Annotated in this window: 11 protein-coding genes; 9 read left to right on the top strand and 2 right to left on the bottom strand. The window is 51.8% G+C overall.

Annotation, left to right across the window (positions count from 1 at the left end; all coding sequences use genetic code 11):
• A partial coding sequence (locus tag QJ036_RS13060; protein ID WP_283231812.1) for a formate--tetrahydrofolate ligase occupies positions 1-453 on the top strand: 453 nt, incomplete at its 5' end.
• 108 nt (positions 454-561) lie between these two features.
• Here QJ036_RS13060 and QJ036_RS13055 read toward each other — a convergent pair.
• On the bottom strand, positions 562-897 hold the full coding sequence (locus tag QJ036_RS13055) for a hypothetical protein (RefSeq protein ID WP_283231811.1): 336 nt from the start codon (positions 895-897) through the stop codon (positions 562-564).
• Positions 898-1,063: 166 nt separating this feature from the next.
• Here QJ036_RS13055 and QJ036_RS13050 point away from each other — a divergent pair, with 166 nt between their 5' ends.
• From QJ036_RS13050 to QJ036_RS13020, 7 genes are all read left to right on the top strand, one after another.
• Complete coding sequence (locus QJ036_RS13050) at positions 1,064-2,413, top strand: CCA tRNA nucleotidyltransferase (protein ID WP_283231810.1); 1,350 nt, start codon at positions 1,064-1,066, stop codon at positions 2,411-2,413.
• 170 nt (positions 2,414-2,583) lie between these two features.
• Positions 2,584-3,927, top strand: a complete 1,344-nt coding sequence (locus tag QJ036_RS13045) for an RnfABCDGE type electron transport complex subunit C (protein ID WP_283231809.1) — start codon at positions 2,584-2,586, stop codon at positions 3,925-3,927.
• 3 nt (positions 3,928-3,930) lie between these two features.
• Positions 3,931-4,917, top strand: coding sequence for an RnfABCDGE type electron transport complex subunit D (locus tag QJ036_RS13040; RefSeq protein ID WP_283231808.1), 987 nt, complete (start codon positions 3,931-3,933; stop codon positions 4,915-4,917).
• Positions 4,917-5,492, top strand: coding sequence for an FMN-binding protein (locus QJ036_RS13035; protein WP_283231807.1), 576 nt, complete (start codon positions 4,917-4,919; stop codon positions 5,490-5,492). The genes QJ036_RS13040 and QJ036_RS13035 overlap by 1 nt, the downstream gene beginning before the upstream one ends.
• Positions 5,493-6,197, top strand: coding sequence for an electron transport complex subunit RsxE (rsxE, locus tag QJ036_RS13030; RefSeq protein WP_283231806.1), 705 nt, complete (start codon positions 5,493-5,495; stop codon positions 6,195-6,197).
• A complete protein-coding gene (locus tag QJ036_RS13025; RefSeq protein WP_283231805.1) occupies positions 6,194-6,835 on the top strand; it encodes an electron transport complex protein RnfA in 642 nt (213 codons plus the stop codon). The genes rsxE and QJ036_RS13025 overlap by 4 nt, the downstream gene beginning before the upstream one ends.
• A gap of 12 nt (positions 6,836-6,847) precedes the next feature.
• On the top strand, positions 6,848-7,684 hold the full coding sequence (locus QJ036_RS13020; protein WP_283231804.1) for an RnfABCDGE type electron transport complex subunit B: 837 nt from the start codon (positions 6,848-6,850) through the stop codon (positions 7,682-7,684).
• Between the two features lie 110 nt (positions 7,685-7,794).
• Here the strand turns inward: QJ036_RS13020 and QJ036_RS13015 are convergent, their stop codons facing one another.
• Positions 7,795-8,748: a Gfo/Idh/MocA family protein gene (locus QJ036_RS13015; protein WP_283231803.1), complete on the bottom strand. Its 954-nt coding sequence runs from the start codon at positions 8,746-8,748 to the stop codon at positions 7,795-7,797.
• Positions 8,749-9,118: 370 nt separating this feature from the next.
• Between QJ036_RS13015 and QJ036_RS13010 the strand changes: the two genes are divergently transcribed.
• Complete coding sequence (locus tag QJ036_RS13010; protein ID WP_283231802.1) at positions 9,119-10,267, top strand: phosphotransferase; 1,149 nt, start codon at positions 9,119-9,121, stop codon at positions 10,265-10,267.
• Positions 10,268-10,360 lie beyond the last annotated feature (93 nt).

Genomic DNA, 10,360 nt, shown 5'->3' with positions numbered 1-10,360 from the left:
CAGGTATGGGCAAAGGGCGGCGAGGGCGGCAAGGCTCTGGCAGAAGAGGTCGTAAGACTCTGCGAGCAGCCCAATGACTTCACCTTCTCCTATGAACTGGAAGGAACCAGCATTGAGGATAAGCTGAACCAGATCGTACAGAAGATCTACGGCGGCAAGAGAGCTGTCCTGACTGCAAACGCTCAGAAGCAGGCAAAACAGCTGGAGGCAATGGGTTATGGAAACTGCCCGATCTGCGTGGCAAAGACCCAGTACAGCCTGACCGACGATCAGACCAAGCTTGGTGCTCCTACTGACTTCGAGGTAACCGTAAGGAACCTGAAGATCTCTGCAGGCGCAGGCTTTATCGTAGCGCTGACCGGTGAGATCATGACCATGCCCGGTCTTCCCAAGGTACCGGCTGCTGAGAAGATCGATGTAGACGAAAACGGCAGAATCACAGGTCTGTTCTAAGCAGATTAAACCATTTATATTTATATAGAAAAGGGTTTTTCACAGCAAAACGCAGAAGGACCGCAGTTTCCCATGGGGGCTGCGGTCCTTCTGTGTATAGAAAATATTCTAATGTCCCAGCAGATAACTGAGCCCCAGCAGGATATACATGGGTCCGAAGCAGTAAGCCATGAACATTTCCTTGTGGGGCATTTTTGTTGTCAGGCAGTCGGTGAGTAACAGGATCTCGCAGAAATAGGCGCCTGCGCCGAAGAAATAGGCGACGGCCTTCAGAATGCTGCTGTAGGGCACGTGAAAGAGTGACGCCAAAAACAACACGACAGCCACGGCCACGGCGAGATTCCGAAGGGTAAGGATCAGGTGCTCCAGCCGCTTGTGATGGCTGTGGGCAATGAGCTCATCCTCGGAAAAGGTTTCCTTTAATTCGTGTAACAGATTCGACATAAAACTCCCCCATTCGTATCTTTTATAAAAAGTATATCAGAAATCAAAGGCGATGCCTAGTAAATTTTCCCATAAATAGACGATTTCGGGCTAATTGGTATAAACATCCTGTCTTGTATGGAGTGCTGAAAATGTGGTATGATATGGAAGCAGAGGAGGCATCATTATGAAAATAGAAATTCCGTCCCACGTGGCAGTTATCATTGATACCCTGGAAAAAGCCGGCTTTGAGGCGTATGCGGTCGGCGGCTGCGTGAGGGATACCATTTTAAACAGAATACCGGGAGACTGGGATATTACCACGTCGGCAAGACCGGAGCAGGTGAAAAGTCTGTTTCGCCGGACCATTGATACGGGAATCCGCCATGGAACCGTCACCGTGATGATGGGGAAAACGGGCTATGAGGTAACAACCTATCGGGTGGACGGGGAATATGAGGACGGACGCCATCCGAAGGATGTGACCTTTACTGCCAGTCTGACCGTGGATCTTGCACGACGGGATTTTACGATCAACGCCATGGCCTACAGTCCGAAGACCGGGATCATAGACGTGTTTCACGGGATCGATGATCTGAAAGCCGGGATCATCCGAAGCGTCGGGGAAGCCAGGGAGCGTTTTACGGAGGATGCTCTGCGGATCCTGCGGGCGGTCCGGTTTTCTGCTCAGCTGGGCTTTGCCATCGAGGAAAAAACGGCGGCGGCCATACGTGAGATGGCCGGACGACTGGAGCTGATCAGCCGGGAACGGATCCAGGCCGAGCTGGATAAGCTGCTTTGCTCCCCCCATCCGGAGTATTTCCGGAAGGCGTATGAGCTGGGGATTACGGCAGTGGTCATGCCGGAATTTGACAGAGCCATGGAGACGCCCCAGAAAAACCGGTACCATGAGCTTTCGGTGGGGGAACATACCCTGAAGACGCTGGAACATGTCCGGGCAGATCATATTCTTCGGTGGACTATGCTGCTCCATGATCTGGGAAAACCGGAAGTGCTGTCGGAGGATGCGCAGGGAAACCTTCATTTTTATAATCATGCCAAATACAGCGCGCAGATCGCAGAGCGGATCATCCGCGGGCTGAAATTTGATAATGCCACCCTGGAGGCGGTGACAAAGCTGGTGACTTATCACGATTTTCCTTTTTCAATTTCGAAAAAAGGCGTGAGAAGGGCGCTGAACCGCGTGGGTGAGGAGCTGTTTCCGCTGCTTCTGGAGGTGTGTTCGGCGGACAGCATGGGAAAGAATGCGTATGCCAGAGAGACGTATCTGCCCAAGCTGGCACAGGTGGAAGCATATTATAAGGAGATCAGAGAGGCCGGCGACTGTGTCTCTCTCAAGACTCTTGCCATCAACGGAGGGGATCTGATTGCAGTCGGCATGAAGCCGGGACGGGAACTGGGAATATGCCTTCAGAAGTGTCTTCAGCTTGTACTGGAAGCTCCCGAAAAGAACACAAAAGAGGATTTGCTGCAATATTATTCTGAGATCTTGAAAAAGTCTGATAATATACCATAATTATTCTGTTCCTTGATTGTTTTGTTAATAACGTAACAAAACAAAGGGGAAATGGATGGAATTTTGCATATATTTGCTTGACTCTTCCATGAAAAGTGTTTAAACTACAGGTAGTATTTATTTAAGGTCGGATCGTCTGTCCAGACCAGGAAATGGGGGAATAGGATTCCATGTTAAAATTTCTGAAACGCTCTGCAAAGGGTGTGACTGCACCTCATGATAAACCGACAGCGACAATGGAGACGGTCAGGATGCCTGTTGCAAAACAGGTCATCATTCCCATGTCCATGCATATCGGCGCGCCGGCAGAACCGGTTGTCCAGAAGGGGGACACAGTTCTGGTGGGAACACTGATCGGTAAGGCCGGTGGGTTTGTCAGTGCAAACATTTATTCCAGTGTATCTGGTACGGTAAAGGAAATTATAGGCGGTTTCCGCATGGTAAACGGCGCTGTCTGCAAGGCGGTTGTCATCGACACAGACGGAAATCAGACTCCGGACCCTTCCTGCGTACCTCCGGAGGTAAATGATAAGAAGAGCCTTCTTGCGGCCATTCAGGCGTGTGGTCTTGTGGGTGTCGGCGGTGCCGGCTTCCCGACCCATGTTAAGCTGGCAGCAGATACCATCGACACTCTGATTATCAACGGAGCGGAATGTGAGCCTTATCTGTCCACGGACACAAGAGAGATGCTGGAGTGCAGCGATACCATTCTTTCCGGTATTTCTGCAGTCATGAAGCACTGTGCCATCGGACATTGTATCATCGGAATTGAAGGAAACAAGCCGGAATGCATCAAGCTGCTCACTTCTCTCACAAAGGATATGCCGGGGGTTGAAGTGAAGGAGCTTCCCATGCGTTATCCTCAGGGCGCTGAGAAAACCCTGATCGAGACCTGTACGGGCCGTGAGGTTCCTCAGCTTACCGCGGCCGGAAAGCCGGGTCTTCCTGCAGACTGCGGCTGCGTGATCATGAACGTGACCAGCGTTTCCACCCTGGGCAAATTCCTGAAGACGGGCATGCCCCTTACGGTGAAGCGTCTTACGGTGGAGGGCGACGCCATTGCGAAGCCTCAGAATATTGAAGTTCCCATCGGTACCCTGTACCGGGATGTGATCGAAGCCTGCGGCGGCATTAAAGAGAATGTGGAGCTGGGCAAGGTGATCTTCGGCGGCCCTATGATGGGCGGTGCTGCTCCCGGCGTGGATTTCCCTGTCCTTAAGCAGAACAACGGCCTGATCCTCTTCTCGAAGGAAAAGGCAGCCATTCCGGAGCCGGGACCCTGCATCCGCTGCGGCCGCTGCATTACCGCGTGTCCCATGGGACTGGAACCGGTGCATATCGCGGAAGCCTTTGAACATAAGGATTACGAAGCACTGGACAAGTATAATGTGGATCTGTGTGTTGCCTGCGGAAGCTGTACATATGCATGTCCTGCGAAGCGTCTCATCTCGCAGAACACGACACTGGCAAAGGCATGGTATCTGAAAACTAAAAAAGAAAAGGCGGGGAAATGACGTATGGATGAACGTTTGATTGTAACTGCCTCACCTCATATCCGGGATAAGGCAACGACTCAGGGTCTCATGGGAGACGTTCTGATTTCGCTGCTGCCCTGTGTGGTGGCGGCAACGCTGATTTTCGGCTTCCGCGCATTGATGGTAATTGTTGTGACCACCGCAGCGTGTGTAGCTTTTGAGTACCTGTATTGCAGGCTGCTCCATAAAAAGATTCCCATTTCTGATCTGTCTGCCTGTGTGACAGGTGTGATCCTGGGAATGAATATGCCTGCCAATATGCCGTTCTGGATCTGTATCGTCGGCGCTTTTGTGGCGATCGTTATTACCAAGCAGCTGTTTGGCGGACTTGGCTACAATTTTGCAAACCCGGCTCTGGTGGGACGTATCGTTCTGTTCCTGGGCTTTGCAGGAAGAATGACGGCTTATGTTTATCCGAAGGGAACGGCAGATGCGATCTCATCGGCTACGGTTCTTGCGGAGACGGTCGATAAGAGCAGCGTGAGCCTTGTGGATATGCTGATCGGTATCCGCGGCGGCGTTCTCGGCGAGACCTGTGCCATTGCCATTCTGATCGGCCTCGCATATCTGCTGATCCGCCGGGTGATCAATATCTCGATTCCGGCCAGCATGATCCTGACCATATTTATTCTGTCTCTCATTGCAGAGGGCGGCAGCGTCCACAATGCGCTGGTGGAAGTGATGAGCGGCGGCCTCCTGTTTGGCGCCGTATTCATGGCGACAGATTATGTGACCAGTCCCTTTAATGCGAAGGGAAGAATTATCTACGGAATCTTTATCGGCGTGGTCGCATTTGCGATCCGTCGGTTCGGCAGCATGAATGAGGGCGTAAGCTATGCGATCCTCCTGGGCAACCTTCTGACTCCCTGGTTCAATGAATGGAGTCATCAGATTCCTCTGGGCTTTACCAAACCGAAAAAAGAGAAAAAGGCTGCTCCCGCAGCAGATGGGAAAGGGGGCGCTCAGTAATGGCAAAGAACAGTGAAACAGCAAAGGAAAGCGTTTTTAAGACGATCGTGTCTCCTGTACTGGTACTTCTGGTGATCTGCGTGGTGTGCGGTGCGCTGCTTGCCGCACTGAATCAGAAGACAGCGCCTTTGATCGAAGAAAATGAGCTCCTGGCAACTCAGCAGGCCTTTCTTTCAGTCCTTCCTGAGGGAACCGACGCCAACAGCCTGATGAGCCTTGAGGTGACTACAGACGGTGTACAGAGCGCCGTTAAGACTGCCGACGGAAAGGCGGCCGTGAAGGCCGTGGCTTCCGGTTATTCCGGCAAGGATGTGACGGTGTATGTGGCTTTTGATACAGACGGAACTATCAGCGGAATCCAGGTCGATGCCTCCACACAGACGGCAGGTATCGGAAGTAAGGTCGGTGCCGAAACCTTTTACAACGGATTCCTTGGATGGGACGCCTCCAAAGCAGTTTCCGACGGACAGCCGGTGGACTCTGTCAGCGGCGCCAGCTACTCCAGCGGCGCAGTATTTGCAGCGGTGAACAGTGCCATGAACTGCTACAATGACGAGATTAAGGGGGTGGAGTAAATGAACGAAAAACAAAGTAAGTGGAAAGTATTTACCAACGGTATTATCCGTGAGAATCCGGTGCTCCGCCTCGTTCTGGGATGCTGTTCTGCTCTGGCAATCACAACGACTGTTTCCGGAGCCCTGGGCATGGGCCTCTCCATGACCTTCGTGCTTCTCTGCTCCAATATAGTGATTTCTGCACTCCGGAAGGTGATTCCCGGAAAGGTTCACCTGCCCTGTTATATTGTCATCATCGCTACCTTTGTAACGGTAGTCGAGATGGTCCTTCATGCGTATATGCCGGAGCTGTTCAAGTCTCTCGGCGTATTCCTGAGCCTGATCGTAGTTAACTGTATCATCCTTGGCCGTGCAGAGATGTTTGCCTGCAAGAACACGGTGATCGATTCCGCCCTGGATGGTCTCGGCATGGGTATCGGATATACGCTGGTTATGTTCCTTATGAGCTCCATCCGTGAGATCATCGCCTCCGGAACCTGGTTCGGCATTCAGCTGATCCCGGAGTCCGTGGACAGAATGACCGTGGTTGGCTCTGCGCCCGGCGGCTTCTTCGTATTCGGATGCCTGATGGCTCTTTGTATCTGGATCGAGAAAAAGACGAATCATCCCATCGAAAGAAAGATGTGTGGTGACTGTCCCGGCTGCGGCCACGCCGATTCTGCCTGTGAGAAAGGCAAGAGCGGGAAAGGAGGTGCTGAAGCATGAGTTTACATGTGGCAACCTTTGCAACGATCTTCTTCAGCATGATTCTGGTAAATAACTATGTGCTGGTACAGTTCCTTGGTATCTGCCCCTTCCTGGGCGTATCGAAAAAGCTGGATTCCAGTGTTGGTATGGGCCTGGCGGTAATTGCAGTAATGCTTATCGCTACGGCGGTTACCTTCCCTCTTCAGATGTTCCTTCTGGATGCCAATGGCCTTGGCTATATGCAGACGATCATTTTTATTCTCGTCATCGCTGTACTGGTACAGCTGATCGAGATCACCCTGAAGCGTTATATCCCTGCCCTTTACAAGGGCCTGGGCGTATATCTTCCCCTGATCACGACCAACTGCTGTGTACTCGGTGTTACGATCCTGTCTGTACAGAATTATTCCGCCGACGTGGCAGCGTATGGCTTTGGCTTTGCCTATGCTGAGGCTTTGATCTGTGCTGTGGGCGCAGGTGTCGGCTTCCTGGTGGCCATGCTTCTGTTCTGCGGTGTGCGTCAGCGTGTGGAAAATGCAAACCCGCCGGAATCCTTCAAGGGACTTCCGATCACTCTTGTTTCCGCAAGCATTACCAGCTTAAGCTTCATGGGCTTTGGTGGTCTGGTGGAAAACATTATCAATGCTCTTATGTAAGGGGGAGGAAAAATGAGTCCTGTTTTATTTGCAGTAATTGTACTTGGCATTTTGGGACTTGCCGGCGGCGTCATTCTGGTGCTGGCTTCCAAATTCATGGCTGTATATGAAGACCCCCGAATTGCCGAGGTTACAGAGTGCCTGGCCGGCGCCAACTGCGGCGGCTGCGGCTATGCAGGCTGTGCCGATTATGCGGAGGCCATTGTTAAGAACGGAGCGCCCACCTTCAAATGTGCGCCCGGCGGAGACAAGGCGGCAGATGCCATTAACCGCATCATGGGACAGGCCGAGGGCGACCGTCCCAGCCTGAGAGCCTATGTGGCCTGTGCAGGCGGAGAAAATTGTGGGAAGCGGTTCGACTACCAGGGACTTCAGACCTGTGCGGCTGCGGCAGGAATTGCCGGGGGCCCCAGCGCATGCTCCTTCGGCTGTCTTGGTCTCGGAGACTGTACCCGTGTCTGCAAATTTGATGCCATTCACGTGGTGGACGGTGTTGCAAAGGTGGACCGGACAAAATGCACCGGCTGTACGGTGTGCACGACGGTATGTCCCCGTGGTGTGATTAAGATGAAGACGATCGCCAGCCAGCCGGCAGTGAAATGTGCCAATAAGGAAAAGGGCGCTGCTGTCAATAAGGCCTGCAAGGTTGGATGCATCGGCTGTGGTCTCTGTGCAAAGAATTGTCCCAATGGTGCCATCGCCGTGGAGAACAATGTGGCCGTGATCGATTACACCAAGTGTAACGGCTGCGGTACCTGTGCTGAGAAATGCCCGAAGAAGGCAATCCAGTGGATCGAGGGGCGGCCTCAGCCGATGAATGCGGCTGTTCCGGAGCCCAAGGTTCTGTAGGATAGAGATGAGATTTAAAGGAGTGCTGCACACTGACCTGAAATCTGAATGATTTCGGGTCAGGAGCAGCACTCCTTTTGTGAAGCAAATAATTGCAATGCTATGAGTGGTTACACATTCTCTGCCTCCAGCAGCTGGTCAATCAGCTCCACGACCTTCATGGTGTAGTCCATGAATGCGCAGGAGTAATCTCCGGATGACACGGCTTCCTCAATATCCAGAATCTCATACTGCATGGCTTTGGCTGTTTCGCCGGCCTCCAGAACCTCTTCCCGGCCGTCGGGGTAGACAAGAGTGGCCTTTTCTGCCCGGACGTAGTTCATGACCGTGATATAGGCCTTTTCTCCGGCGATGATTCCTCTCTTGGGAAGCTTGGCCCGGAAGGTCAGGTTGACGCTTCCGATCTCCAACTCATCTGTTTTCAGGGCGATGTTCCACATTTCGTCCACGCCTGTGGGATAGGGGCTCATGAGATGGGCCATATCTGTAATGGTTCCGTTCAGGAAATAGGTGACGAAGGACAGACCGTAGGTGCCGATATCCAGCATGGCGCCGCCGCCCAGATCCGGATTGAAGAACCGGTTGGTGGGATCATCCTCCTTCAGGCTGCCCAGCTCAGCTTCCACAAATTTGATCTTTCCCAGCTTTCCGTCTGCGATCATTTTTTTGATCTCCTTGAAAATCGGCATGTGGAAGATGGTCATGCCTTCGCAGAGAAGAAGTCCCTTTTCCTTTGCCAGAGCACAGGCGGTTTTCATTTCTTCATAATTACCCCAGATAGCCTTTTCGCAGAGAACGTGTTTGTCATGTTCGAGGCAGGCCATGATACATGTATAATGCTGGCTGTTGACGGTGGCAATGTAAACAATGTCCACCTTCGGATCGGAAAGCAGTTCCTCGTAGGAACCGTAAGCCTTTTCCACGCCGTATTCCTTCTGGAAGGCCAGTGCCGAATCAGGATTCCTTGACGCGGCTGCGTAGATGGGATGAAGCTTTCTCATATTGTCTGCAAATTCACGGGCGATATTGCCCAGTCCCATAATTCCCCAGTTCAACTGTTTCATGATTGATCTGCCTTTCTGTTTAACATTTCTTTCAAACGGGCCAGCTCAGCTTCTGCCTTTTCTGCCTCCTTTTTGGGGCAGAGAAATCCCATACCGGATCCCGACACCGTCCGCCGGGTCTTTCCTTCGAAACCTCTCTGCGGTTGTAGGTTATTGGAAGCATTGAGAGTTTCGGGTAGATGCCCGAGGGCAGAAATGAGATCAGAAGCGCTGTCAGCGCGCAGAAAATAAACTTCATGCTTTAACGAAAGTATAGCACAAAGTTCCCGAAATGAAAACTACAAAATCCATTCATGTTCCTGTCGTTATTTTCATAGGATAGAAGTAGCCAGTTTTCAGAAGATTTTATCAGTCATTTGGAGGGGTGGATGTGAATGAACGAGGAACCGGCGTACTTACGCAGTATGAGCTGGAGGTAATAAAAACCTGCCGGACCAGAGGGGCAGTCTTATGTGAAACAGATCGGGGACTAAAGCTTCTGAAGGAATGGACCGGCTCAGACAGAAGGATTCAGCTGGAATACGAGGTGCTGTCGGCACTGGAAGAAGAGACCGGCCTCCAGGTGGACTGCTGTATCCGCAATCGGGAGGGAGCTCTGGTCTGTGTTGACGAGGATCATACCAGGTATGTGGTGCGAAACTGGTATGAGGGAAAGGAATGCAGCACCAGGGAGACAGGGGAGATCCTTCGGGCGGCGGAGCTTCTGGCGAAGCTGCATCTTGCCCTTCGGAGACTGGAGGAGGAGCATATCCTGGACAGAAGGAGGGTAGAGGCACGCCGGGAGAACGCGGAAGCGGAGAAATCGAATTCTGATGCGCCCGAAATCAGTCCCGGAACAGAAGAGAAGGGCGAAGAGGCCAGCCCGGAAACAGAAAAAGCCTCTTTGGAAGACGGAGCTGACAGTCCCGAGGAATACGGAGAAATTTCACCGGAAGCTTTTGGAGAAGTATTCCGCCGTCATAACCGGGAGCTTAAGAGGACACGGACTTTTGTGAAATCCAGAAGGAAGAAAACGGAATTTGAGCTTCTGGTCATCGGAGGCTTTGAAAAATTCTACCGGCAGGCGGAGGAGGCGGCAGAACTGGCAGTTTCCCTGGATACAATGCCAAAAAGCTGGTGGTGCCACGGGGAATACAGCCATCATCATGTACTGCTGGGAACCGGTGTCCGGGCAATTACGGATTTTTCCAGAATGCACTATGGCATTCAGGTGTCGGATCTGTATTATTTTATGAGGAAGATCCTTGAAAAACACCGCTTTAATCTGAGGCTTGCCAGACAGCTTCTGGATGCCTACACGGCGGTTCTTCCGCTCACGAGAAAGGAATGGAGCTATCTGTATATCCTGTTTTTGTATCCGGAAAAATACTGGAAGCAGATGAATTATTATGTCAATTCCAACAAGGCATGGATCCCGGCCAGAAATATCGATAAGCTTAAGGCACTGGAAAGCCAGTTTGAGGCCAGAAACCTGTTTTTAAAGGAATTGGAACGAAAAGCAATGGGGATTCTTTATTGAATTTTACCGGCTGATATATTATAATAAAATCAAATATGGCGGAGGTGGAAATCCGGCCGTCAGGCCGGAAAATATCCGCTGCAGGGAGGGTAT

It is taken from the genome of Fusibacillus kribbianus (genome assembly GCF_030053595.1).
Classification (GTDB): Bacteria; Bacillota; Clostridia; order Lachnospirales; family Lachnospiraceae; genus Lientehia; species Lientehia kribbiana.
Note: the sequence above shows the minus strand (reverse complement) of the source record. Positions and strands in the feature narration are given on the sequence as shown.

Coding starts and splice junctions, on each gene's coding strand:
- QJ036_RS13055 (WP_283231811.1), bottom strand. CDS start 897: ATGTCGAATCTGTTACACGAATTAAAGGAAACCTTTTCCGAGGATGAG.
- QJ036_RS13050 (WP_283231810.1), top strand. CDS start 1,064: ATGAAAATAGAAATTCCGTCCCACGTGGCAGTTATCATTGATACCCTG.
- QJ036_RS13045 (WP_283231809.1), top strand. CDS start 2,584: ATGTTAAAATTTCTGAAACGCTCTGCAAAGGGTGTGACTGCACCTCAT.
- QJ036_RS13040 (WP_283231808.1), top strand. CDS start 3,931: ATGGATGAACGTTTGATTGTAACTGCCTCACCTCATATCCGGGATAAG.
- QJ036_RS13035 (WP_283231807.1), top strand. CDS start 4,917: ATGGCAAAGAACAGTGAAACAGCAAAGGAAAGCGTTTTTAAGACGATC.
- rsxE (WP_283231806.1), top strand. CDS start 5,493: ATGAACGAAAAACAAAGTAAGTGGAAAGTATTTACCAACGGTATTATC.
- QJ036_RS13025 (WP_283231805.1), top strand. CDS start 6,194: ATGAGTTTACATGTGGCAACCTTTGCAACGATCTTCTTCAGCATGATT.
- QJ036_RS13020 (WP_283231804.1), top strand. CDS start 6,848: ATGAGTCCTGTTTTATTTGCAGTAATTGTACTTGGCATTTTGGGACTT.
- QJ036_RS13015 (WP_283231803.1), bottom strand. CDS start 8,748: ATGAAACAGTTGAACTGGGGAATTATGGGACTGGGCAATATCGCCCGT.